A 24,516-nucleotide genomic window follows, 5' to 3' on the forward strand; every position below is an offset into this window, starting at 1 on the left:
TAACCACTAATTTATCATGTCAGTGTTCGCTTAACTTGCTAGCATGATGCTAATTTCGTGGCATGGCGAAAATCCGTAGATCTGAAGAGACCTGCGGTTCTTTTTATATAGAGCGTAAATACATTCAATACCTTTTAAAGTATTCTTTGCTGTATTGATACTTTGATACCTTGTCTTTCTTACTTTAATATGACGGTGATCTTGCTCAATGAGGTTATTCAGATATTTCGATGTACAATGACAGTCAGGTTTAAGTTTAAAAGCTTTAATTACTTTAGCCATTGCTACCTTCGTTGAAGGTGCCTGATCTGTAATTACCTTTTGAGGTTTACCAAATTGTTTAATGAGATGTTTGATAAACGCATATGCTGAATGATTATCTCGTTGCTTACGCAACCAAATATCTAACGTATGTCCCTCTGCATCAATGGCACGATATAAATAGCTCCATTTTCCTTTTATTTTGATGTACGTCTCATCAATACGCCATTTGTAATAAGCTTTTTTATACTTTTTCTTCCAAATTCGATATAAAATTGGGGCATATTCTTGAACCCAACGGTAGACCGTTGAATGATGAACGTTTACACCACGTTCCCTTAATATTTCAGATATATCACGATAACTCAATGCATATCTTAGATAGTAGCCAACGGCTACAGTGATAACATCCTTGTTAAATTGTTTATATCTGAAATAGTTCATACAGAAGACTCCTTTTTGTTAAAATTATACTATAAATTCAACTTTGCAACAGAACCGAAAATGATAAAGATAAGGTTAAAGTGATGAGATATGTAAGAAGTTTAAAAAATAAATATATTTAGCACTTAAATATGTAATTATAACGGAAATATTCTACATTTAATAGTTCATTATTAATGTAGAAATGATGGATATAATGACTAAATTTAGAAGCAGATTTATTTTTTGAAATTTTATTACTATTAACGCCTATAACTTTATTGTTTTTTAATAAAATGAAAGACAGAGAAGTGGCCAATTTAATGAACTATAAATCTCTTTTTTTCCATTTTTGGGTGGATTAATATATAAATTTAAACTTAGGATTAGTATATGTTGCTTACTACACCCCAATTATTGAGGCTGTTATTAGTTTAATAGGTTTAGGCTTTTTAATTGCTGGAATTTTCAATATTTTAATTGCAACACTTATATCTTTACTATTAATCAATATAATTCAACTTATCTGAAGTTTATGTATATCGTTGGTTAAACAAATATAAAACATTGAATAATCAAAATATTAGTATGTGAATCACATACTTCATAAACTATTATTAAGTTAATAATGTATACTTTAAATACTAAAAAGGAATGATTATTTGAAAATACTATTATTATTATTAAAATTTTGCTACCCTTTGTTTGCTATATTCCAAATTTCTAATTTTTCTATAAAAAATAACGAAGAAAAATACGAACGTTTAGAAAAAAATAAATATATTATTAATAGTCTGTTTCTTCCTTTAATATGGATAATAGTTAATATGATTTCGAGTGTTACTCTTACACTTTCACATTCATACTATAAAAAAAATTTCTTTTTAGCTTATAATGCCCAATTAATAGCACAGAGCTTTTGGTATTTAATCTTTTTCAAACATCAATCCTTTTTTCTTTCACTTGTAATAAAAATAGTTCAATTTCTAGTTATGATAGTGAGTATTAAGTCAGTCATCAAAAAGAAAAATTTTATCCGTTTACTTTTAGGAATACATTTATCTTGGATTATCTATGAAATATATTTAAATATATATTTTTGGTTATTAAATAAAAGACTATATAAAGGGTGATTATATGAAAAAATTCGTTCTAGCTGTAGCTATTTTTACTACAATCTATTCATTTAAAAAAAAGAAAAAAGAAAAATGTAATACTATTGTGAAAAGGAATGGCGCATATTATGTGAATAATCATATTATTGTAAATAGAGATTATAAAGTTTGTCCATTTTATATACCTTTTCCAAAATTAAAGGCAAAAAACGCTTTGAAATTTATGATTAAAGACGCACGAAAACAAGGGTTTCAACTAATTATTATTAGTGGTTTTCGATCATATTTAAAACAAATACGGTTATTCAATATGTACGTTCGTCGTGATGGTTTGAAAAAAGCGAAAACTTATAGCGCTGAGCCAGGATATTCTGAACATCAAACCGGTTTAGCTTTTGACGTTGCCTCTCCCGGATTAGATGAGTCAATAAAAGAACAGTTTCAATTTACAAAAGAAAGCAAGTGGCTTCATGATAACGCACATTTCTATGGGTTTATTATCCGATACCCTGAAGGTAAAGAAGACATTACAAAATTTATGTATGAACCTTGGCATTTAAGATATGTAGGTAAAGAAGATGCCATGAAAATAGTAAATGAAAATCTTACATTTGAAGAATATTTTAATTTAGTTTAAAGCAATTTTTATATGGGAACTTAAGTTGACCTGAAAACAGTATTTGTGAAATTAAAGATTTTAAGTATCACTGTATATTTTTATATCAATGATAGGATGACTTAAAAAGTATAAAGTTAATTTTTTTTTATTAAAAGTGAACTTAACAATGAAAAAATACGTATGTTTTAATGAGTAGCAACAAAAAGGGGGATTTGTTCAAATCTATATTAAATGTATTTTGTAAGATTAAAAGAATCTAATTGTGTTTTGAGCTTAATCTTTAACGAAATTCAGGCAACGCGAATGATTTATAAAAATATTAAAAAGGGGCGAAGATTTATGAATAACAAATTATTAGTATTTTCATCATCAGTATTAGCTACAGGTGTACTATTAGGAGCAAGTAATGGATCAGGTGGATATAACACAGCACATGCCGATACTATAAATAACAACATGAATAATATGAATCAAAAAGATATGTCTATGAATCATAATATGGACAATATGAATGGTAATATGAACCAAAAAGATATGTCTATGAATCATAATATGGACAATATGAATGGTAATATGAACCAAAAAGATATGTCTATGAATCATAATATGGACAATATGAATGGTAATATGAACCAAAAAGATATGTCTATGAACCATAATATGGACAACATGAATGGTAATATGAACCAAAAAGATATGTCTATGAACCATAATATGGATAACATGAATGGTAATATGAACCAAAAAGATATGTCTATGAACCATAATATGGATAACATGAATGGTAATATGAACCAAAAAGATATGTCTATGAACCATAATATGGATAACATGAACCAACAAGCAATGATGCCTTATTATAATTATACGGGTTATACAACATATGATGGTGATTTCACTCAAGATTATAATTTTGTAAGAGCATTAAAACACGATAATGTTATGATTGATGGATACAAAGTTAACACAGCAGCTGCGGATAAAGACGTTGCTACAAGTAAAAAATTGGATGACACAATGGTGGATATGAACAAAGATGGACAAGTCGTTCATATCACTTTCGATACTAAGAAACATGTAGTAAGTAAAGATATGTTCAAGAAAGAGCATATGTCTAATCACACGTCTGATGAAGGTCAAATAGAAAACGGATCATATATGACTTACGAAACAAACAACGGTATGTACAAAGCCTTTTTCGATAAGCAAGGTTATTTAATGAAAGTAATGATTAGTTAATATTCAATAACATCATAAAAAAGGACCTCAACTGAGGTCCTTTTTTATGATGTTTAATAATTAAAATAAAGTCGATGCTAATTTAAAAATATATTATAGAAGCAAGTCTCTCATCTTTTTATATAATCATAATGTTTCAAGATTTATCTGTTTGCAATAATGTTTTAATGTAGATCTGATCATCGTGATCATATTTTTTCCCTTTATAGTTTTGTGGCTCATTAATACCCGTAAGTAAAATCACTTCATTATTTTTATCAGTTGCATTCAGAAGTCCTCTTATTCCTTCTTTTCGTGAGTAAGACTTTAAAACACTATGCTTCTTATAACTACGGGGTAAATGTCCAATCATAAATTCAGTTATTTCTTTAGGATCTTCATAACCCACTTGCTCAGCAGCAAGCATCAACTTATGAACACCTTGAGGTAACTCGGCTACAGTCATTCCTATTTTGTCAAAACCTCTTAAACCTATTCCCGTGACCATTGTATTTAGCTTTTTACCTATACTTTCAGTATACTGCAAAGCATTATTAATCGACTCTTTAATGGCTAAAGCTGTATGTGCAAAATCTAATATAATCGTATAATCCTCTATTTCAATAATTTGAAAACGATGTAATGGCGAGCCAATAACAGTCGAAGCTTTAATAATTTCTTTAATATCAAAACCTAATTTATGCAAACTAAAAATACTTGTAGCTAAATTAATATAGTTATGCCCTCCTTTAAATTTAGGCTTAATACAAAACCTATCTTTATCAATTGTCATATCAATATGACTATCACCGATATTATATTGATAATAGGCTTGCTGTTTATTCGAAAAATGCCATTTATCTTTCACAATAGAGTTATATTCAGTTGTGTCTAAATTAACTAAATTTAATTGGCTCAAATCATTTAATCTCAATTTAGCTTTTAAATAATTATTCATAGTACCATGGTATTCGAGATGTTCAGGACTAAAATTAGTGAATACTGCTAAAGCATTCGGAATAAAATCTGTACGTTGTTGGTCTAAAGCTATCGATGTTGCTTCGTATACAATATAGTCATAATTTTTGTAATAAAAATATTCTATAATTTCACCCATTTCAAAATACATTGGCGTGGTTTGAGTCGTGTGATTAAATTTCATCTTTTCATAATTACAGTCAAACACCCCTAACGTTCCAATAATAGCAACCTTTTTACCCAACTGTGTTAATAAATTCCCAATCATATGACTCGTCGTTGTCTTACCATTGGTCCCTGTAACCGCAATAAAGTTTAGTCCATCAATGGCTGTTCTGTAGAATAATTTTACTAGATTGTTGGCTACGCTAGGAAAATCATTTATATATACAATAGGAACGTTAAATTCTAGGTGATTAAGTTTAGTTGGAGAGGAGTTGGTAATCATAACCAAAGGTTTCATTTCATTAGCACATTGAGCATAATAAGCCGCATTTTCTGAGTCTTTCAACATAAAAATAGTATTTTGTTGTATATCTTGATACATTGATGTAATCTTTTGACAAATTTTATCCATATTAAAATTAATACACTTAGTATTTGTAATTGTGTTTTTTTCAATTGATAATAGAATATCTTTAATAGTAATTTGCATTAATTTTCACCCAACATCTTCAGTTATTTTGTAATATTAGTTAAAACTTCAATTTACTTATCAAAAAGTAATTACAAAATATACGTATAAATATAAAAAAAGGATCACATGAATTTGTGATCCTTTTCAATAAATTTAAAAACATCATAATAATAAGATTAAATCTCACTACTCGCCATAACCATTTGTCCTTTAGGTTCAGTATTATTAGGAGAAGGTTCCAATGTAAGAGCGATTTTATCATTCTTATCAATGTCTATATTACTCAAGTCAAAAACAACCATCCCTTTATTGTTTTCACTAGAAAACGCGCCTGCTGGGTAAGTTTTATTATCTTTTAATACCCAGACTTGGTACACTTGGTTGCCTTTTGTAGTTTCAATATCTTTGGCTTCAACTATTAATTTTCTATCTGTTTTATTATTCGTATTCGAAAGGTAGGCTTGACCTTGCGTTTTGTCATTACCCATAGATTTTAGGTTGATGACTTTAGCGTCGCCGGTGTTTATCATTGAAGTAGATTGATTTTTTGATTCTTTATTCCCCCAAAATTGGACGCCATTGCCTATAAGAGATAACAACAACATCGCCGCTATAATACCTACATAAAAACGCTTAATAACAGCACTTTTATGATTTTTATTATTCTGTGTTGATACATTTATATGTTGTTGGAATTGGTTATTGGTTTTTGAATTAGTAGAATTAAAATCCTCTTCTTGATTTTCACTTTTTATATCTTTACCTGAAGTTTTGTCTTCATTTAAAACTGATTCTAAAATTCTTTGTTTCATTCCTATCGGAGCTTCAACCTGCTTATTTTTATAAGGAAGTGTATCATGAAGAATTTCGATATCTTTCAAAGTCTTATAGCTTTCAGGTGCAAAATCTAATTCTTCTTCAACGCGCTCTTTTTCGCTTTCGCTCAATTTATCATTGAAATAATCATATATTTCATCAACTTTGCTATCTCTCATTTTCTTCATCCTCCCTTCTTAAAGTTTTTTTAAAGTAGTTATTCAAATGTTGGATTGAAAGTCTCATACGGCTTTTTACAGTCCCTAAAGGTATATTTAAATTACTTGCAATTTCTTGCTGACTCAATCCTTTATAATAAAACAGAGAAATAATTTTTTGTTGATCTTTATTTAAAAGTGAAATCCTTTTATTGATTTCTTCTGAGACTTCTTTACTTAACAAATCATATTCAGGTAGACTATCAGATTGTATACCTTGAAAATCCTCATCAAATTGACTCTCTATAATTTTTTTCTTTCTTATAGCATCAATAGATCTATTACGACATAACGTAATAAGCCAAGTTGATAATTTCCCCTTTTCAGGGTTGAAAATTGCCTTTTTATTCCATATTTTCATAAAAACATCCTGTAAAACTTCTTCACTAGATTGCACATCTTGTGTTATTTTATAAGCCAAATTGAATAATAACGACTCGTACCGATCATATAGTATTTCTAGACTTTTACTATCATTTGTTTCTACTATCATTTTATATAAATCATTTTCATCTACCATTTTGTCCCCTCCTTGTTTTAAAATGAAACAATTAGAGACACCCAGTCGATATGCATTTTATTAGCTTTCAATAAATATACGTAATTTAAATATAAAAAGTTCATATAATGTATAAAAGTGGATAAATTTTTTATATTTAGGTGTACTCTAAAAAATAAAATTGATACTCGCTCTATTAAGCATGAACTTAATGAGTATTTTATCATTAACAGGAATATGTAGCTATTTCAATTAAACATTTATAATGTATGAGAGTCTTATTCAAAAATATAAAATAAGTAGTCTAAAAATGAAAATATTATTTTAAGTATTTTAATTGTAGACATTTATAGTGAAAATATTAACTATGTTTTGATAACGATAATATAGGGAAACTTATATTTTCATTAAACAAGGAGGCAAAATAATGAATAATGTAAAAGATAAAGTGGTCGTGATAACTGGTGCGTCTAGTGGCATTGGTGAGGAAACAGTGAGTTTACTATCTGAAAATGGAGCTAAACTTGTTTTAGGAGCTAGACGTTTAAATCGCTTGGAAGAAATTCAAAAGAATATAGGTAATAATATTTGCATCCAAAAGACAGACGTAACTAATGCCAATGAAGTAAACGCATTAATAGAAACAGCGTATAATGAATTTGGACGCGTAGACGTTTTAATTAATAATGCTGGTCTTATGCCTCAATCATTTTTAGAAAAGAATAAACAAGATGAATGGAATCAAATGATTGATGTTAATATTAAGGGCGTATTATATGGTATCGGTGCAGTATTACCTTATATGAGAGAACAAAAATCAGGTCATATTATTAATTTAGCTTCTGTAGCAGGACATGTTGTTTTCCCAGGTAGCGCTGTTTATAGTGGGACTAAATATGCAGTAAGAGCGATAACTGAAGGATTAAGACAAGAAGAAGCTGCAGTGGGTTCAAATATTAGAACAACAATTCTTTCTCCAGGTGCTATTGATACTGAATTAACAGACCATATTAGCGATAAAGAGATGAAAAAAGGAATAGATGAAGTATACAAAGATGCAATTAAACCAGATGCTATTGCAAGAGCTATTAATTATGCAATTAACGAACCCGAAGAATCATCTGTAAATGAATTTATAATTCGTCCTAGTAGTCAAAATCTATAATTGGGAAGTGATAAATTATGAAAAATATTCTTGATAATTATAATTATAGCGAATCACAAAAAGTTAAAATATTCAGTATACTAACGTATTACGATAATAAAATAAAATCAAATGTTAGTGATTTTAGTGTTACTAATATTGTTGCCGTATTGAAAGAAGAGCAAATTGAGATAACTGATAAAAATATTTTTGATATTGTAGATAAATATAATGACGAAGAGCAATTTACAAACTTATATCTTTATTTAAATTAAATAGTTTTCTTATTATGATATTTAAATTAGTTTAAGTGTAGAGTGTACATGAAGTATATCTTTTTCTGTACACTCTATTTTTATTGAATACAGTTAATCTTATTATACTTAGCTTTTACATAATTTCACTTATCGGAAGTGAATATGCTTATGTATTTACAAATGATATAATAATAGAGTCGCCTATCTCTGGCGTCAATTTGACGTAGAGAGGAGGTGCATACGCAATGACCGACATCTTTGTAAACATCATGACCACAGCAGCAAGTGGTTGCATCGTTGCTTTATTTGCGAACTGGCTACGCAAACGCAATGATAAATAGGCGACTAGTCACACCAAAAAATCCCCTAACTACTGGCATAGTTAGGGGATTTGGTGCATACATGCACGACATCTTTGTTAATTGCATTATAACATCATAGTGGTTAGGAATGCAAAATCATTAAATTGATATACTATTAAAGGTTCTGTTGCAAAGTTGAATTTATAGTATAATTTTAACAAAAAGGAGTCTTCTGTATGAACTATTTCAGATATAAACAATTTAACAAGGATGTTATCACTGTAGCCGTTGGCTACTATCTAAGATATGCATTGAGTTATCGTGATATATCTGAAATATTAAGGGAACGTGGTGTAAACGTTCATCATTCAACGGTCTACCGTTGGGTTCAAGAATATGCCCCAATTTTATATCGAATTTGGAAGAAAAAGCATAAAAAAGCTTATTACAAATGGCGTATTGATGAGACGTACATCAAAATAAAAGGAAAATGGAGCTATTTATATCGTGCCATTGATGCAGAGGGACATACATTAGATATTTGGTTGCGTAAGCAACGAGATAATCATTCAGCATATGCGTTTATCAAACGTCTCATTAAACAATTTGGTAAACCTCAAAAGGTAATTACAGATCAGGCACCTTCAACGAAGGTAGCAATGGCTAAAGTAATTAAAGCTTTTAAACTTAAACCTGACTGTCATTGTACATCGAAATATCTGAATAACCTCATTGAGCAAGATCACCGTCATATTAAAGTAAGAAAGACAAGGTATCAAAGTATCAATACAGCAAAGAATACTTTAAAAGGTATTGAATGTATTTACGCTCTATATAAAAAGAACCGCAGGTCTCTTCAGATCTACGGATTTTCGCCATGCCACGAAATTAGCATCATGCTAGCAAGTTAAGCGAACACTGACATGATAAATTAGTGGTTAGCTATATTTTTTACTTTGCAACAGAACCTTTTTAATTGTATCTAGAAAATCATCTCCCCAACTAAAAATTGAAGAAACTACTTTATCAAGGTGTAATCCTAATTCACTAAATTTACATTTTACTTTAGGGGACTACTGGGGAGACAATTCTTTCAATGATTTTGTTTTGCTCTAATTTTTGAAGTTTTTTAATAAAATACGCTGAGTAGTTTATTTTATAATTCACTTAATCTTAAACGATTAATTTGCAAAAGATAGAAGATAAAAGTGATTTTCATCTTCTACCAATTATAGAAAAGCTAAATATTGGGGTATATAAAATTCTTTATTATTATATTTAATTAACAACACAACGTCTTTAATTTATATAGTGACAAAAATGTCAGTATTGTTATTTGTCGCAAATAATACCATAATGAATAATATAATATATAGGAGGTAGTAACATATGGAATTACAATTAGCAATTGATTTATTAAATAAAGAGGATGCTGCAGAATTAGCAAATAAAGTTAAAGATCATGTAGATATCGTAGAAATTGGAACACCAATTGTTATAAATGAAGGATTACCAGCTGTACAACATTTAAATGATAATGTTGATGGTGTAAAAGTATTAGCAGATTTAAAAATTATGGATGCTGCCGATTACGAAGTAAGCCAAGCAGTTAAATTTGGTGCAGACATAGTAACAATTTTAGGCGTTGCAGAAGATGCATCAATTAAAGCAGCAGTTGATGAAGCACATAAACATGGCAAACAGTTATTAGTAGATATGATTGCAGTACAAGATTTAGAAAAACGTGCGAAAGATTTAGATGATTTAGGCGCAGATTATATCGCTGTTCATACTGGTTATGACTTACAAGCTGAAGGTCAATCTCCTTTAGAAAGTTTACGTAAAGTTAAATCTGTAATTAGTAATTCTAAAGTAGCAGTTGCAGGTGGTATTAAACCAGATACAATTAAAGATATTGTTGTAGAAAATCCTGATTTAATTATTGTTGGTGGGGGCATTGCAAATGCTGATGACCCTGTAGAAGCTGCTAAACAATGTAGAGCTGCGATTGAAGGAAAATAATGATGACAGAAATCACAAATTATCGTTTAATACTAGATGAAATAGACAACACATTATCACATGTGAAAGACAGTGAAGCCGAAACGTTTTTAAAGCAAATTATTAAAGCAGAGCACGTTTTTGTATCTGGAAAAGGACGTTCGGGTTTTGTAGCAAATAGTTTTGCGATGAGATTGAATCAGCTTGGGAAAGGTGCACATGTAGTTGGTGAGTCAACTACACCTTCCATTACCGAAAAAGATTTGTTTGTTATCCTTTCTGGCTCAGGTTCGACAGAGCATTTAAGATTATTAGCAGATAAAGCTAAAGCTGTAGGTTCAGAAGTTGTATTATTGTCAACAAATCCAACGTCAAAGATTGGTGAACTTGCAAATGCAGTGATTGAATTACCGGCAGGAACGAAATATGATGTTGAAGGTTCAGCACAACCTCTAGGTAGCTTATTTGAACAAGCATCACAGGTGTTTTTAGATAGTATTGTTTTAGATTTAATGACTGAGATAAACGTTGATGAAGAAACAATGCAGCAAAATCATGCTAATCTGGAATAAAACCTACAAAAGATAATTCACTTTAATACCCCACATTTATTTGTGGGGTATTTTTAATTTAAAGAAACGCCCTGAGATATTTCATAGTAGTTATAAAAATTAATTAGTATTGAATATCACTACTACATTTTTAAAAAGTGATGCAGATTTATAGCCATAATTTTTAGATTTACATTGACGATACTGCATCGAAAGGCACACTTACACACCTAAAAAACGTCGTGCTAAAAACAAATTTACATGTGGTAATCCAACATCCTTATTATACATTTTAACAGTTGGTTTAAAGCAAACTTTAAAAATATATAATTTCCAACCTATTTAATTACATTTGTTTCTTAAAACGCATATATGAGCCAGAATAGAAAATAGTTGCATTAAAGATCAAAGATTGCTTAAGAATCAGCAAGTTTTGACGTTAGAGAGTAATAAAAAATATTCAAAAATCAATTAGAGGAAAAGAGGCTGCTTAATTATTCCTTTGATACACCTACTACATTTCAACAAACAATAGATTTAATTAATGAAGGTAATTTAAAAGTTAAAGATGTTATCACTGATGAGATAGAGCTAGATGATATTGTGGAGTCAGGATTTGAACAACTCCTAAATGATAAATCACAAGCAAAAATTCTCGTTAAGTTATAAAAGAGCCTCCCTAATATAGGGGGCTCTTTTATTAACTAAAACATAGTTTCATTTAGTCAAGTATTTGTGAGTTTTTACAATTCGTTAATCTAAGGATATTTAACAATACAATTATTTAATGATTGTATTGTTAAATACAAAACTAGGTTCGGCACCTAAAATAATAAGAAATATTTGTGAATACTTCACATTTTGGAATTTTAACATCATATCTTTAAAAAATATAAAATCTCTATCATTTTTAACTTTTTCAACTTCTTGTTCATATAATTTTAAAACAGATTCTCTTATTAAAGTTGGTCTCTCATTTTGAATAGTTTTAGGGTTATCTGAAAACATGAGTAATCCTAAATATTTATAGTGGATACTTAATTGTCGTGTCAAACTAGCTATATATTCTAACTTTTCATACATACTAGGAAACTCGTTTCTTAGTTTTTTCAAATCTAACTTAGCTTGGTTTAATTCTTCCATTTCAGTAAACATTTTATCACTACTCCAATTCCCATGGCTTATTGATATCAAGAGACTCAATTATATTTTTACTTCGCGATCTTTTAATTTTTCTCATTTTAGCTCTTTCTTCGCCGTCCATAAATAATAATTTTTCTTCTTTGGACTGAGGAGAGATTTTGGGTATTTTAATTGGTTTTTTCTTTTCATCTAAAGCTACAAAAGTAAGAAAAGCTAAAGCAGCAATTTTTCTTTCTGCAGTAATCATATCTTCTGAAATGACTTTACAAAATACTTCCATAGATTTTTCTCCTGTATAAACTACATAAGATTCTATACAAACTGAATCAGATTGCGTGATTGGATATAAAAATTCTACTGAATCGGTAGAAGCTGTAACACATTCTTTAACTCTTGCATGTCTTCTAGCTGATAGCGTTGCGTTATTATCAATTTTTTTCATCAACACCCCTCCAAATAGGGTATTATAATTGTTTAAATCATTAATTAATACTTGATCCGTACTGACAATTTTACTATCACTAGGAAATTTATAATTTTCCATAAAAAACTCCCGTTTCTATAATTTTTTACCTTCTAATTATAGAGCGAGAGTATATAAGTATAAAATATCTTTTTTTTATACAGCCATAAATTTCTCAAATGCCTTTATATTTAATAGTTAATTAAGAAGTTTTCTTGAAGAAATTTAATCCAATTTTTTGTTAAAGAATCAACTATAATATCTTTTCTCCAAACAATGGCAAGTTCCCATTTCATAGAAGGTTCATTAATATCGATGGCTTTTAAATTATTATCTAATAATTCTAGTATTCCTTCGGGTAATATACATACTCCCAGATTATTTAATAACATTTCTTCTATGAAACTCCATTGGGTGGTTTCAAAAATCATATTAGGATTAAAGCCATAATTTCTACACGTATTTTTGATTTTATCGTTTAAATAGAAGTCAGAATTAAATAAAATAAATTCTTGTTCTTTTAAATCGTCAATATTAATCGTTTTTCTCTTAGATAATTTATGATTTTTATGAACAACCAATTTTAATTTTTCTTCTAAAAAAGAGAATGTATTAAAGTTTTTATTATTTGTAGGCAGCACGGTAATTCCCATGTCTAAATCACCATAATATATATCGTTTTCAATTTTTTTACTACCATTTTCAAAAAGTTGAAAAGTTATATTAGGATACATTTCATGAAATTGCGAAATTAATTTAATTAATATTCTTATATTAATAATAGTAGGTATTCCAATTTTTAAACGTCCAGTTTTTAATTCTAATAAATTACTTAATTCATTAGGGATATTATCATACATTTTAAGCATTTCTTTACATTGAGAAAAGAAAGCTTCTCCTGCGTCAGTTAAGTATATTTGATTTTTATATCTATTAAATAAGATTACTTCTAATTCTTCTTCTAATAATTTAATTGTATTACTAATTGTAGGTTGTGTAATAAAAAGACTAGCTGCTGCTTTGGTCATACTTTTTTGTTTTACAACTTCTACAAAATACTGCATATGTTTAAGTTCCAATAAATTTCCTCCTTTTTATTATTCTATATAACGATGAACGACTAACACCTGTCTGTTCGGCAAATCTCTTCGCCTGTAATCTTTGTTAATCATATAGAATTTTGATTTCTCTTTTCTTGTGCTCAGGTAATGAAGCTTCTAATCCTTTTTTAATACTTTCACTTAGTAAATTAGCTTCGAATTCAACAAATGCGCTCATCGTAGTAAATAATATCTTGCCCATCGCATCTTTCGTTAATACATTCATATATATAATATGTAAATAAATGCTGTTTTTAGCGAATCATTAAGATAACTCAATTAATTCTTCCGTTGTACGTCCTAAACAATCTAATTTATAGAGAACTATAATATTGCCTCCTCGTAAATAAAAAAACTTATCAAGTTCCAATCTTTTCATTTTACGATTACTTGCTTTCTTGCTAAAAATACATTCACAACCATATTTCTCAAGTGTATCAATTTATGCATCAAGACTTTGATTTTTTATTGACACACGTGAATAACCAATTTTTGCCATTTGAATACCGCCTCTTTTAAACTTTTTCGGGTAAAACTATTAATGAAATCTAATTCTCGATGCAAATAAAAACGTCTCTTAGCGTCCTAAAAACCAAGTTATTAAAAATTCTCCATATTTAATTATTAATAGTTTCAAACGTCAGTTCATATAAATCTTTATCATCTAAATTAATGAACTTCCCCAATATTCACTCGATACCGGTTATTTATTTTGTTTCTTAGAGATTTGATTATAATAGTTTATATTAATATGTATATTGGTTGTATAACTATTACTTTGATTGTGTCTTTAAATTCTTCAAACGTTTTTTATTAATTGGCATTAAATAATAATTCTCATTAGGTAAAACATTAGTGTGTTTTTCTTATATAACTTCGTTTCCATTTAAATAAGCTTTTATATCTATATTTTTAACAGTTCCACCGCCTAAATTTTGTAGTTAAAAAGCAGTAGTTACATAGTCAGAATAAGTTTCAGTTAGATTTTTTAATTTTAAACCTTTTCTTCCTTGTTCGATAATAACTTAATCGAAGGCTAAGAATGGAATAAAAGAAATTTTAATTTGTCTGATTTGTATAATTACTGAAATGATATATAAAATTGTCATAATAAATATTCCAATTCAACCAATTGCTTGTAAATATTTCTCAACCAATTCTCGTTTTGAAATAAGTAATAATTTAATTCTACTCTATCTCAACAATACAATCTATATTCGTTAATACATTTAATAGTATTTGATAACCTGGAATAAGTTTTAAAGACTATTTCATAGTAAATTACTAATTAAGAAAGGGGTACTTAAGTAAAGAGATTATGAGCATAACGTTCATTTATCATAGTATAAAGTCACAAAATTACTTACTGTTGATTATATATAATACTTAGGTTTTAAAATATAATTGAAAGGTATGTTGTATTATGACTAAAAAAGTAGCAATCATTTTAGCAGATGAATTTGAAGATATAGAATTGACTAGTCCAAAAGAAGCATTAGAAAATGCTGGATTTGAGACTGAAGTTATTGGAGATACAGCAAAACATGAACTTGTTGGCAAACATGGGGAGAAAGTAACTGTAGATGTTAGCATTGCAGATGCGAAACCAGAAAATTATGATGCATTATTAATTCCTGGCGGATTCTCACCCGATCATTTACGTGGTGATGAAGAAGGTCGCTATGGTACATTTACTAAGTATTTTACTCAAAATGATGTGCCTACATTTGCGATTTGTCATGGTCCACTTTTACTAGTTGATACTGATGATTTAAATGGCCGCACAATAACTGGAGTTATCAATGTACGTAAAGATTTATCTAATGCTGGTGCACACGTTGTTGATGAATCAGTTGTAATAGATAACAATATTGTAACGAGTCGTGTCCCAGATGACTTAGATGATTTCAATAGAGAAATTATTAAAAAATTAAAAGCATAATTTGTAATATCAATCAGTATTTATTATCTAAGAGACTAACAGTTTCATCTTTATCGCTAGCACTCTAATAAGAACAGTTCAAAATCGAAGCCTAAAGCGATTATACTATTTTAATAATCTATTTAGTGATTGTTGAATCGGTAGTAACGAGTTTCCTATATATTTTTTTAAATCATCAGATTCAATATCTAAACTTCCACTTTTTATAATTTCTTGTGCTGAAGCAAGAAAATCAGCTAAATCTTTAGGATATTCTGCGCTTTCCTGTAAGAATTTTGAAGCCGTGTTAACATCTGTATCAATAATCTCAAGACTTTTACCTGAAATTTTTTCTAACTCTTCTGCTATTGACGATATGTGATCAAATTTCCACCAATTTCAATAATATTAGGAAATTCATATTCCCCTGATACTGCATAAGCAGCTATTTGAGCATATTCTTCTTTCAATGCCCAACCGACTTTGCCGTCTCCACCTGAATGAACAAATTTTCCGCTTTTTAAAGCAGCTGTAATTAACCCGTATTCATTTTCTAAATACCAGTTATTACGCAAAAATGTATAATTTATACCAGAATCTAAAATTAATTTTTCGGTATATTTATGATCCTCTGCTAACGGACTACTAGAAATATTAGCATTTCCAAAGCTTGTATAAGCAATATAAGAAACACTATTTGCTTTAGCTGCTTCTACAACATTTTTATGTTGCTTTTGACGTTGCCCAACTTTATTCCCTGAGATAAATAAAAGACGATCTATATCTTTAAAAGCTTTTGATAACGCTTCAAAATCATCATAATTTCCAAACCTTATATTAAATCCTTTTTCTTCCAATTGACTTGCTTTTTCTTTATTTCTTACTAAAGCGAAAACTTCATCTTGGGGAACTAATTTTTTCAAAAATTCAAGAGCATAATTACCCATACCACCTGTAGCACCTGTTATTAAAATAGTATTTTTAAGTAATAGTTTTATTAAGTGATTAAAAAGTATAATGTCAAAACTTAGCATTTTCAAGCAATTTTTATCTTTCCTGGAACTATTTTCTATTCTGGCTCATATATGCGTTTTAAGAAACAAATGTAATTAAATAGGTTGGAAATTATATATTTTTAAAGTTTGCTTTAAACCAACTGTTAAAATGTATAATAAGGATATTGGATTACCACATGTAAATTTGTTTTTAGCACGACGTTTTTTAGGTGTGTAAGTATGCCTTTAGGTATAAAAATAAAAATCAACCTAGAAAAAGTAGATTGGATTTTTATTTCGATGCAGTATCGTCAATGTAAATCCAAAAATTATGGTTGTAAATCTACAACACTTTTTAAAAATGTAATAGCAATATTCAAGGCAAATTAATTTTTATAACTGCTCGGAATATCACGAGCAATTTCTTTAACTTTAAAATAAAAAAATCGACGAAGGTCGATTATGGTTTTTGCACCGTTTGGAACAAACGTGTAAACGCCCCCTTGCGGGATTTAACTAAATTATAACGATGAATTTTAGACCTATAATGCAATAATAATTGGGTCTACCGGATTTACAATTTTAGTTAAGTGTTCCAAGGCTCAACGTCAATAAAGCAATTAGTTATTTTTAACTATCCCATTTGGAACGTAAAATACATGAGCAAAAGTTATTTTGTGGGTATTCTGGTTCGAAATATTTAATTACATCTGATTTTATATTTCCAAAAGTCGTTTCGGGTTTATGCTTAAAACCGTCATAAAAAGATTTAATTACATCATGTTTAAAATTGCCTCTTGGGAATTTAGTAACGATTGCTTTTCTGATTTCATCAGAATATTGATCCCAATTATCGCCCATTACGTCTGTTCCTACACCATGAAATAATAAGGCTACATTATTTTCTTTGTGTTCAGCTACACCTAGTGTTGTATGTAACGCAATAGAATCCCAGGCAAGTTGTAAATCGCGTTCGTTATAATTATAATTTTTTAAAAATTGTCTAACTGCATTAGCGCCATCTACTTCGAACCTTAAATCATCGCTACTGTATGTTTGGGTTAAACCTAAATCATGGAATAAAGAAGTGATATAAAGTAATTCTTTATCGTATTGTAATTTATCTTGCATGCCTTTGACTTCGCCAAATAAATAAACTCTGTTTGAGTGATTCCATATTAATTCATTTCCGTATTCTTGTACGATTTTTTGGGCATCTTGAACAATTTTACTATCTGGAACTTTTATTTCATCTATGCTATTAATCATAAAAAACTCCCCTTTGTTAAATATAGAATTAGTGTTAATATTCCCTTTAAAAAATAAGTAAAACTTTCTTTATATTAGATAAAGAAAACAAATAAATAAAGAAGTAAATACATTTATTTAAACATTAGATAAACACTTTTTTATTCTAGTACCGTTAATGTATAAACATAAGTTACTACATAAAAATGATTTCAAAGGTTAATTTAAGACGAATAAATTATATAAATATTACATGTTAAGCATTTTATAAACAGGTGTGAATTTAAATAAAATACATAACAGACTCCTTTAGGGAGTCTATAAAGACTCTAAAGAGTCCTGGTTTTGAACAGTCTTATGAAATTTTAGAACAACTATTAGCACAAGATACACCGTCAATAAATAATGAAATTTCGTTTGTTGACGGTAATAAAGTACAAATGATGCCACAAACAGATAAAAGAATTCCCGTATTTCCTACGGGTTTTGCGCAAAGTTCAATTTCTTGGATAGCCCAACATGGTGATGGTTGGGTTCAATATCCAAAACCGCCTCAAGACCAAGCACAGCTAATTAATGATTATAGAAATTTAATTACAAAAAATAATAATGAACAATTTAAACCCTTTACCCAAATGCTTTACGTTGATTTAAACGAAGACCCTAATCAATTACCTGAACCCATACCACTTGAATTTAGATTAGGGAAAAATCGTTTAAGAGAATTGTTGTACCAGTATAAAGAAATTGAAGTAAATCATTTAGCTTTTGTTGCTTATTTTGCTAGAATACCTGTCGAAGACATTGTTCCATATTTTCCAACACACAAAGTGAACTAATTAGGAGGTTATATTGATGAGAGCATTTGCAATAGAATCATATGGAGAAGCTAATGTATTACAAGAATTTAATTTACCACTACCTGAGATAACAGATGAAGAAGTATTAATTGAAGTTGAAAATACAGGTGTTAGCCCATACGATTGGCATGTTAGACGAGGTGAACAAGAAGGGAAAATTGATTACCCTATACCGCTCATTTTAGGATGGGATATATCAGGCGTTATACGTAAAGTCGGCTCAAAAGTAACAGATTTAACAGTAGGTACACCAGTTATTGCAACACAACAACTTGATAAAAACGGTGGTTATGCAGAATTTGTGGCCATTAATCAAAACACAGTTGTTAAAAAACCTGAATCATTATCTTTTGAAGAAGGTGCGACAATTCCAATTAATGGTTTGACTGTCTATCAAGCGTTAATAAAATACGGTGAAATGCAACACGGCGATAAAGTATTAATACATGGTGGCGCAGGTGCAGTAGGTATATTTGGCATTCAATTAGCTAAAGCTAAAGGTGCCTATGTAGCAACTACTGCAAGTACACACAACCATGAATTTTTAAAATCAATTGGGGCAGATGTTGCCATTGACTACAATACAGAACGTTTTGAAGATTATGTACATGATTATGACATCGTCCTTGATACACAAGCAGGAGACACACTTGAACGTAGTTATGATGTATTGAAACCTGGAGGCCGACTAATATCTATACGCGGGCAAGTTAATAAAAAGAAAGCAGAAAGTAAAGGAATTACAGCATATTTCACATGGACAGAATTAAATCGTCAAGATTTAATAGAAGTTGTTAATTTATATGGATATGGTGTTGTCAAAGCTTACTTTGAAGCTATTTTCCCACTATCTTTTGTTCGAGAGGCTCATAAATTAAGTGAAAATGGTCATTCTAGAGGGAAAATTGTAATAAATAATAAATCATAATATATGATTTATTATTTAAATTAACATAACCGATGATTCTCAGAAGTTCTCACTATATAAAAGGCACTAAAAGTTTATAACTTTTAGTGCCTAATTAATTATATTAGCTACCAAACAAACGACTCCAAAACCCCTTTTTAGGTGGTTCTACTTCCCTATCCTCAGGCCCATTCCCTATTTCTTCAGATGGTTTATCATCTTTCGCTAATAAGTCTTCGTTTGGACTGTCATCCTTTTTCTCTTCAGTTATATCCTCATGATTTACTTCTGCTTCTATTGGTTGGGTTTTCTTTTGTTGTTGGTTGATATTTTGAGATTCTTCAGTAAAAGTTGCTTCTTGCGGATTAACGCTTTGTCTATCATTAGTCGCTGTATCAAAAGAATAATTAAGATGTCTTTCTTCTTCTAATTGGTTTTCTAGTTTTTGAATCTTTTTATTACTTTCTAAAGCTAATATTTGTTGATTTTCCAACAGTTTATTTAATGTATTAACATTGCTATTTTGTTGATCTAGTTGTTTAGTTAAATTCTCAATATATTTTTCATCATTTTTAGCTCTAATTTCAAAGATTTCTATTTGCTTTTCTAATTCATTCGCTTTTGTTTTTAATGTCTCAAAACTATTTGAATTATTATATATATGCTTTTCAACCTCTGCAGTATTTTCATCAAATCTTTCTTTTTTTATTGATTCTTTATTTGGCGTTGTACTTTCTTTCTTAGTGATTTTTTCTATAATTTTCAAACAATCATTATCATTAATATAATTAATTCCATTTTCTTTTTCAAAAGATATATTTAAGCTTTTAGCATTATTAACAATAGTTTGTTTAGTTACATTCAATTCATCTGCAACCATTTTAATAGTTTTTATAGCATCCACCCTTAGGTACCTAATTTAGCACTTAAATTTTACCACCTAACAAATTTTTTCACCTTTTAACCTCTAAATTTACCACCTATTTTACTACCTAAATACCTAATTATCTACCTACCTAAGGTTTTTAGTACCTAATTAGGCACTAAATTAGTAAATTTTACTATTTTGAAGTTGTAATGTGATTTTAACTACACTAAAAACGCTTTATATACGATCCTAAAAGTGTTAATATTACTTTATGAATATTAACAAAGCCGATGCTATTGGCGTAGCATCGGCTCTCGGTAATAAAACGATTCGCATTCGTTTGTTTATATATTTTTTTGATACTTGTATTATATATATCTAATCATCTAAGTGCAAGCACAAAACATATAACTTACGTAAAAATTGTTTTATTACCTCAATCCAAAAAAGTGGAAATGAGGTTTTTATTATGCCCAATTTTGAGAAATACAATTTATCACAAGTAAAAACTGAAAGATTTTATCAACTGCCTAAATATTTATTTGAAGATACATATTTTAAGAAAATGTCAGCAGAATTATATCTAAAAACCCTTACGCTTAACCTGTCTATAGACAAATATAGTGCTTAAAATCAAAGTGATCATATCGAATATTTTCACATATATCGAACTAAACTTTAATATTTCAATATTAAATCCTTCGCCGATAATAGGTATGAAAAAATCGAACACAATAAATATTAATAATATGCCTAATAATATTTGTTGGCTCTTAGGCATAGTACCACCTCATATAGCAAATTTTAGTTATTCGGATTTACTTGTTTACATTTTTATTGTTTAAATTAAATTTGAAAAAGCAATTACTATACAAAAGCACGTGCTTATTATCGAAAGCCAAATTATAATCATAAAATCAATTGCCTTTTTTCACATCTTTATCTTCATCTTTTTTATAAAAAATTTTATTTAAAAATGTAATGTCTGCTAGATAACTTAAAAAACTACCACCAATGACATCTACAATAAATGATGTAATCGTCGCAAATATTTTCCTAATAATTCTCATATGAAATCCCCCTTGCTTGAATTTATTATTCAAATTAACCCATCTATTATTGAATTAAAAAATTATCCAAAAAAGATGTATACCAGTACTATGATAAAAAGAATGTTATATATGATTTTCTTAATATTTTTTTCTAAGATATATAGTACCGAATCTATTATCAAACTCAGTACAATGAGTACGCCAGAAAATTTAACGATATAATCTAAGAACTGCCAATCAAATATGATAGCTAGTACTAATGAACCTAATGTTAAGACTAAAGCTACTATCCCTGCTGTATTGGCAATAGATGCTAATGTTTTATATCGTTCCTGTTCATTATCTTTAGTCATACTATCTCCCCTTAAAAACATAGTTAACAACTTAATTATATGTTAACATAAATTCTATTGAACATGTATTGTGTATAAAAACACCCATCAACACTTAGAGTTAATGGGTCATATTTATACTATTTGTCTTTTTTGAAATTTTCTACAAAAGCTTTTTAATATCCTCAATCAATGATCTGCTACCGATTAAATTAGATATGACGCTCATAATAAAGGTTATTATTTTTCCAATGATATCCATATAGCACGCTCCCTTACTATATAAATACCATATTATCCACAATATAATCATATTTACATAATAGATTTTAAAAACATAATTATATTCTTTGAGATATTGCTATATAGATAAAAAGTATTACTTTTCATCTCGTTCACAATAAATAGTTTTTATGCTACGCTTACAAAAAAGGAGCTTTGCTATGAGTTTACCAGTCGCTATTGTCCTAGGTATCATGTTTGTACCTATCTACGCTTGTTTTTGGGCGTTTATATTCCGATGGGAAAATAACAGAAGAGTTAAACGTAACAATTTCGAACCAATGACTAAGAAATCATTCTATGTTCTTTTGTTAGTTCATGCAGTATCCGCTATTCTTATGGTGATTTCTGCAATTTATATAAGTTATTTTAGTTAAATTAAAATGACATACATAAAAAGGAGTTTTAATGTGGATATACTCATCGGATTACTTATTAAAATAATAGATATCATTGTGAGCATAGTTAGCATTTTCGAACGAAAAACAGCAAAGCTATTGAGTAAATTGTCTAAAAGTAAAGATAAGACAAAGGGGTAAAATTTAAGAAGGGTTTAAAATGAATAAAGCAATGATTGCCCATCACACGCTTAATATTTTATTAATGATCATTCTAATAATAGTAAATCATTTTAATGTTTTAAGCTTACCAGTTTCAATTATACTAGCCATTTCAATTACAATTAATGCCGCTTTATTAATCAGAGCAAACAGAAAGAAAATTGAAAATGATGGCGTTACTATAGATGACTATAAGAAAAAATAATATAACTTAGATTGGAGAGATATCATGAAACATAAAAGTACTATGCCGAATTCTAAATTGATGACAACTACATTCCCAATTACCGTTTTATTACATTTATTCTTCATTGTTCTATCGATTTATAATATATTCATTAAAGATAGTACAATCGCTATATCACTCTCTATATTTAGTTTAATCATTTTCACTTCTATGTTAACACTTACAATTAATGCATATATAAACTACAAAAGACAAAATAATTAGATTGGAGAAATCACTTGAAGGTTGGTAGTTACAAAATTGATGAGTTTTATCTAATCATGATTGGTGGATTTTTAGTAACTCCTATTTTTGTAACATTCATGCTAATTTCAGTAGTCATAATGGTTATTATTGGGTTAGAGAAAGAAGAAGATTAATAGTTAAAAATTGTTTTCATTTAAATTCTTGCCATCATATTTTTCATACCTTTCCCAATTCTCAAACCACAAAAATAACCCCGTAGGTATATGCCTACGGGGTTTTCAGATACAATATCTATTATTGTTCTTCTTTAATATGCTGCTATTTTATGAATAATCATTAGTATTCAAAACGCTGTTAAATCAACGTTTTATAGTGCACATTTCCATTTTAAAAGTCTATGAACATGCACAATATTTCTCTACTTTGCGAACTTTTTGCGAACATATTCTCCTTGCCCTTATAATCAAAATTATGCCCTTTTTTTGCCCTTTCTATATAGTTTTATACTCAGTATTTAATTTCTTTATATATTCCACAACTTCAGTATAATGCAAACTTAAATCATTCATGTAATCATCTAATATTCGAGGTATACTTCTATAATTTAAACTTTTGCAGTATTCTATTTTGTAGCAGTTTATATCCAAACATTCTAAAGGACGTAAGTAATCCTTATCTAATTTTCTCACTAATTTTTCTTCATTCATATCAACACCAATGAATAAAGTCTTTAACTCGTTATATTTAAATACTAGTCTATCATAGCTTAATTCCATTTGACCGGCTATACTATCAGGATTTTCAAAATCTGTTTCTACTAGATATTTATCATTTTTGTAAAATTGCATTTCGGATAATTTTTCTCCAGCATTAACATATAACTTTCCGAAGTTTTCATAATAGTTCACTAATTTTTCTAAATAAAGATTTGTATGTTTAATAGTTTGGTCTATTTTTTCTAATTTAATAAATCTATCATTCTCATTTTTTTGCATTTGTATTTGACTATTCAACACTTGGTTTTGTGAATCTATTTGTTGTTCTAATATCTTTACTTGTTGTATATTTTGAAGGTGAGCTACATATAAAACTCCTATTGTACCAATCACTCCTCCTAGATAACTTCCCCAGAATCCTAACCATCCATTAGTATCACCATTTGCTTTGCCGACTAACGGCAAAATAGTTACACAAACCCCTAATAGTGCTGGCAATAATATCAAAACAGTAAATAGGCTAATTAAAGTCTTTTTATTAAAAAAAGAATGCATACTCTTATTATCTTCCTTTGATTTTTGTTTCATTTCAGAATA

General features: G+C 28.8%; 29 protein-coding genes and 4 pseudogenes. 19 read left to right on the plus strand and 14 right to left on the minus strand.

What is annotated here, in order from left to right; translation table 11 throughout:
- Positions 1-30 precede the first annotated feature (30 nt).
- Positions 31-705, minus strand: coding sequence for an IS6-like element IS257 family transposase (locus tag M1D64_RS12560; protein ID WP_115338737.1), 675 nt, complete (start codon positions 703-705; stop codon positions 31-33).
- Positions 706-1,385: 680 nt separating this feature from the next.
- On the opposite strand from M1D64_RS12560, the gene M1D64_RS12565 reads away from it, so the two are divergent.
- From M1D64_RS12565 to isaB, 3 genes are all read left to right on the plus strand, one after another.
- Positions 1,386-1,817 carry a tryptophan-rich sensory protein gene (locus tag M1D64_RS12565; protein WP_181711034.1) on the plus strand — a complete coding sequence of 144 codons (432 nt, stop codon included), beginning with the start codon at positions 1,386-1,388 and terminating at the stop codon, positions 1,815-1,817.
- A gap of 4 nt (positions 1,818-1,821) precedes the next feature.
- Positions 1,822-2,436, plus strand: a complete 615-nt coding sequence (locus M1D64_RS12570) for a M15 family metallopeptidase (protein WP_069821790.1) — start codon at positions 1,822-1,824, stop codon at positions 2,434-2,436.
- Between the two features lie 321 nt (positions 2,437-2,757).
- The gene (gene isaB, locus M1D64_RS12575; protein WP_480977508.1) at positions 2,758-3,657 is read left to right on the plus strand and encodes an immunodominant staphylococcal antigen IsaB family protein; all 900 of its coding nucleotides are present in this window, start codon (positions 2,758-2,760) and stop codon (positions 3,655-3,657) included.
- Positions 3,658-3,793: 136 nt separating this feature from the next.
- On the opposite strand, the gene M1D64_RS12580 is transcribed toward isaB, so the two are convergent.
- The 3 genes from M1D64_RS12580 to M1D64_RS12590 form a co-directional block, all read right to left on the minus strand.
- Positions 3,794-5,269, minus strand: a complete 1,476-nt coding sequence (locus M1D64_RS12580) for a Mur ligase family protein (RefSeq protein ID WP_069821793.1) — start codon at positions 5,267-5,269, stop codon at positions 3,794-3,796.
- A 158-nt stretch (positions 5,270-5,427) separates the two neighbouring features.
- Positions 5,428-6,246 carry an anti-sigma factor gene (locus M1D64_RS12585; protein WP_041080859.1) on the minus strand — a complete coding sequence of 273 codons (819 nt, stop codon included), beginning with the start codon at positions 6,244-6,246 and terminating at the stop codon, positions 5,428-5,430.
- Positions 6,236-6,805 (minus strand): RNA polymerase sigma factor, encoded by a 570-nt coding sequence (locus M1D64_RS12590; protein ID WP_041080858.1) that lies wholly within the window; start codon positions 6,803-6,805, stop codon positions 6,236-6,238. Before M1D64_RS12590 ends, M1D64_RS12585 begins: the two co-directional genes overlap by 11 nt.
- Positions 6,806-7,211: 406 nt before the next feature.
- On the opposite strand from M1D64_RS12590, the gene M1D64_RS12595 reads away from it, so the two are divergent.
- The 8 genes and pseudogenes from M1D64_RS12595 to M1D64_RS12630 form a co-directional block, all read left to right on the plus strand.
- Entirely contained in the window at positions 7,212-7,949 is a 738-nt protein-coding gene (locus M1D64_RS12595) for an SDR family oxidoreductase (protein ID WP_040138587.1), read from the plus strand.
- 17 nt (positions 7,950-7,966) lie between these two features.
- Entirely contained in the window at positions 7,967-8,203 is a 237-nt protein-coding gene (locus M1D64_RS12600) for a hypothetical protein (protein WP_040138588.1), read from the plus strand.
- 227 nt (positions 8,204-8,430) lie between these two features.
- The gene (locus tag M1D64_RS12605) at positions 8,431-8,526 is read left to right on the plus strand and encodes a type I toxin-antitoxin system Fst family toxin (RefSeq protein WP_002510758.1); all 96 of its coding nucleotides are present in this window, start codon (positions 8,431-8,433) and stop codon (positions 8,524-8,526) included.
- Between the two features lie 197 nt (positions 8,527-8,723).
- Positions 8,724-9,398, plus strand: a complete 675-nt coding sequence (locus M1D64_RS12610; protein ID WP_001105999.1) for an IS6-like element IS257 family transposase — start codon at positions 8,724-8,726, stop codon at positions 9,396-9,398.
- 478 nt (positions 9,399-9,876) lie between these two features.
- Positions 9,877-10,509 carry a 3-hexulose-6-phosphate synthase gene (gene hxlA / locus M1D64_RS12615; protein ID WP_069821667.1) on the plus strand — a complete coding sequence of 211 codons (633 nt, stop codon included), beginning with the start codon at positions 9,877-9,879 and terminating at the stop codon, positions 10,507-10,509.
- A 2-nt stretch (positions 10,510-10,511) separates the two neighbouring features.
- On the plus strand, positions 10,512-11,060 hold the full coding sequence (gene hxlB, locus M1D64_RS12620; protein WP_041080925.1) for a 6-phospho-3-hexuloisomerase: 549 nt from the start codon (positions 10,512-10,514) through the stop codon (positions 11,058-11,060).
- A gap of 376 nt (positions 11,061-11,436) precedes the next feature.
- Positions 11,437-11,514: a DUF536 domain-containing protein gene (locus M1D64_RS12625; protein ID WP_369078123.1), complete on the plus strand. Its 78-nt coding sequence runs from the start codon at positions 11,437-11,439 to the stop codon at positions 11,512-11,514.
- A gap of 32 nt (positions 11,515-11,546) precedes the next feature.
- Positions 11,547-11,708, plus strand: a pseudogene (locus M1D64_RS12630) (butanediol dehydrogenase); the annotation flags it as partial.
- 111 nt (positions 11,709-11,819) lie between these two features.
- On the opposite strand, the gene M1D64_RS12635 reads toward M1D64_RS12630, so the two are convergent.
- The 4 genes and pseudogenes from M1D64_RS12635 to M1D64_RS12650 form a co-directional block, all read right to left on the minus strand.
- Positions 11,820-12,194: a hypothetical protein gene (locus tag M1D64_RS12635; RefSeq protein ID WP_002483566.1), complete on the minus strand. Its 375-nt coding sequence runs from the start codon at positions 12,192-12,194 to the stop codon at positions 11,820-11,822.
- Positions 12,195-12,201: 7 nt separating this feature from the next.
- On the minus strand, positions 12,202-12,726 hold the full coding sequence (locus M1D64_RS12640) for an acyl-CoA thioesterase (RefSeq protein WP_002483565.1): 525 nt from the start codon (positions 12,724-12,726) through the stop codon (positions 12,202-12,204).
- Between the two features lie 110 nt (positions 12,727-12,836).
- On the minus strand, positions 12,837-13,724 hold the full coding sequence (cidR, locus tag M1D64_RS12645; RefSeq protein ID WP_041080908.1) for a cidABC operon transcriptional activator CidR: 888 nt from the start codon (positions 13,722-13,724) through the stop codon (positions 12,837-12,839).
- 85 nt (positions 13,725-13,809) lie between these two features.
- Positions 13,810-14,187, minus strand: a pseudogene (locus M1D64_RS12650) (recombinase family protein).
- Positions 14,188-15,168: 981 nt separating this feature from the next.
- On the opposite strand from M1D64_RS12650, the gene M1D64_RS12655 reads away from it, so the two are divergent.
- Positions 15,169-15,687: a type 1 glutamine amidotransferase domain-containing protein gene (locus M1D64_RS12655; protein ID WP_002483572.1), complete on the plus strand. Its 519-nt coding sequence runs from the start codon at positions 15,169-15,171 to the stop codon at positions 15,685-15,687.
- Between the two features lie 105 nt (positions 15,688-15,792).
- On the opposite strand, the pseudogene M1D64_RS12660 reads toward M1D64_RS12655, so the two are convergent.
- Together M1D64_RS12660 and M1D64_RS12665 are read right to left on the minus strand one after the other, a co-directional pair.
- Positions 15,793-16,700 (minus strand): annotated as a pseudogene (locus M1D64_RS12660) (SDR family oxidoreductase).
- Positions 16,701-17,291: 591 nt separating this feature from the next.
- Positions 17,292-17,930 (minus strand): HD domain-containing protein, encoded by a 639-nt coding sequence (locus tag M1D64_RS12665; RefSeq protein WP_041080753.1) that lies wholly within the window; start codon positions 17,928-17,930, stop codon positions 17,292-17,294.
- A gap of 419 nt (positions 17,931-18,349) precedes the next feature.
- On the opposite strand from M1D64_RS12665, the gene M1D64_RS12670 reads away from it, so the two are divergent.
- On the plus strand, positions 18,350-18,748 hold the full coding sequence (locus M1D64_RS12670; protein ID WP_075340105.1) for an LLM class oxidoreductase: 399 nt from the start codon (positions 18,350-18,352) through the stop codon (positions 18,746-18,748).
- 16 nt (positions 18,749-18,764) lie between these two features.
- A complete protein-coding gene (locus M1D64_RS12675; RefSeq protein ID WP_041080751.1) occupies positions 18,765-19,697 on the plus strand; it encodes an NADP-dependent oxidoreductase in 933 nt (310 codons plus the stop codon).
- Between the two features lie 103 nt (positions 19,698-19,800).
- Here the strand turns inward: M1D64_RS12675 and M1D64_RS12680 are convergent, their stop codons facing one another.
- Positions 19,801-20,556, minus strand: a complete 756-nt coding sequence (locus M1D64_RS12680) for a DUF536 domain-containing protein (protein WP_174544283.1) — start codon at positions 20,554-20,556, stop codon at positions 19,801-19,803.
- A 457-nt stretch (positions 20,557-21,013) separates the two neighbouring features.
- Here M1D64_RS12680 and M1D64_RS12685 point away from each other — a divergent pair.
- Positions 21,014-21,121, plus strand: a pseudogene (locus M1D64_RS12685) (replication initiator protein A); the annotation flags it as partial.
- Positions 21,122-21,461: 340 nt separating this feature from the next.
- Here M1D64_RS12685 and M1D64_RS12690 read toward each other — a convergent pair.
- Both M1D64_RS12690 and M1D64_RS12695 read right to left on the minus strand, forming a co-directional pair.
- The gene (locus tag M1D64_RS12690; RefSeq protein WP_002484305.1) at positions 21,462-21,614 is read right to left on the minus strand and encodes a hypothetical protein; all 153 of its coding nucleotides are present in this window, start codon (positions 21,612-21,614) and stop codon (positions 21,462-21,464) included.
- 62 nt (positions 21,615-21,676) lie between these two features.
- Positions 21,677-21,949 (minus strand): hypothetical protein, encoded by a 273-nt coding sequence (locus M1D64_RS12695; RefSeq protein WP_037539154.1) that lies wholly within the window; start codon positions 21,947-21,949, stop codon positions 21,677-21,679.
- Positions 21,950-22,371: 422 nt separating this feature from the next.
- Here M1D64_RS12695 and M1D64_RS12700 point away from each other — a divergent pair, with 422 nt between their 5' ends.
- From M1D64_RS12700 to M1D64_RS12715, 4 genes are all read left to right on the plus strand, one after another.
- Entirely contained in the window at positions 22,372-22,587 is a 216-nt protein-coding gene (locus M1D64_RS12700; RefSeq protein WP_037539155.1) for a hypothetical protein, read from the plus strand.
- Between the two features lie 181 nt (positions 22,588-22,768).
- The gene (locus M1D64_RS12705) at positions 22,769-22,975 is read left to right on the plus strand and encodes a hypothetical protein (protein WP_037539156.1); all 207 of its coding nucleotides are present in this window, start codon (positions 22,769-22,771) and stop codon (positions 22,973-22,975) included.
- A gap of 24 nt (positions 22,976-22,999) precedes the next feature.
- On the plus strand, positions 23,000-23,221 hold the full coding sequence (locus tag M1D64_RS12710; protein WP_011303964.1) for a hypothetical protein: 222 nt from the start codon (positions 23,000-23,002) through the stop codon (positions 23,219-23,221).
- A 14-nt stretch (positions 23,222-23,235) separates the two neighbouring features.
- On the plus strand, positions 23,236-23,376 hold the full coding sequence (locus M1D64_RS12715) for a hypothetical protein (protein ID WP_174544248.1): 141 nt from the start codon (positions 23,236-23,238) through the stop codon (positions 23,374-23,376).
- A gap of 318 nt (positions 23,377-23,694) precedes the next feature.
- On the opposite strand, the gene M1D64_RS12720 is transcribed toward M1D64_RS12715, so the two are convergent.
- Positions 23,695-24,507: a hypothetical protein gene (locus M1D64_RS12720; RefSeq protein ID WP_326024613.1), complete on the minus strand. Its 813-nt coding sequence runs from the start codon at positions 24,505-24,507 to the stop codon at positions 23,695-23,697.
- Between the last annotated feature and the right edge of the window lie 9 nt (positions 24,508-24,516).

This window comes from Staphylococcus sp. Z5-21 (genome assembly GCF_056529615.1).